Below are 456 nucleotides of genomic sequence, written 5' to 3' on the forward strand. Positions count from 1 at the left end.
CCTCGGCGCCTACAAAAACGTCCTCAACGGGGTGCGCAGCGCCTTTGCTGACCGCGACGCCGCGGGCCGTGGCCTGCAGACCTTTGACCTGCGCACCACCATCCACGTGGTCACCGCCATTGAATCCGCCATGCTCGACCTGCTGGGCAAACACCTGGGCGTGAACGTCGCTTCCCTGCTCGGTGACGGCCAGCAGCGCAGCGAAGTGGAAATGCTCGGCTACCTGTTCTTTGTGGGTAACCGCAAAGCCACCCCGCTGCCGTACCAGAGCCAGCCGGACGACAAATGCGACTGGTATCGCCTGCGTCATGACGAGGCGATGACCCCGGATGCCGTGGTGCGCCTGGCCGAAGCCGCGTATGAAAAATACGGCTTTAACGACTTCAAACTCAAAGGCGGCGTGCTGGCCGGTGAAGAGGAAGCGGAATCCATTGTCGCCCTGGCGAAGCGCTTCCC

General features: G+C 62.9%; 1 protein-coding gene. It reads left to right on the top strand.

Annotation, left to right across the window (positions count from 1 at the left end; translation table 11 throughout):
* Window positions 1–456 (top strand): enolase-like domain-containing protein (locus L2097_RS25065; protein ID WP_502799318.1); only part of this gene is annotated, 456 nt, incomplete at both ends.

Source organism: Citrobacter sp. MNAZ 1397 (genome assembly GCF_023613995.1).
GTDB lineage: Bacteria > Pseudomonadota > Gammaproteobacteria > Enterobacterales > Enterobacteriaceae > Phytobacter > Phytobacter ursingii.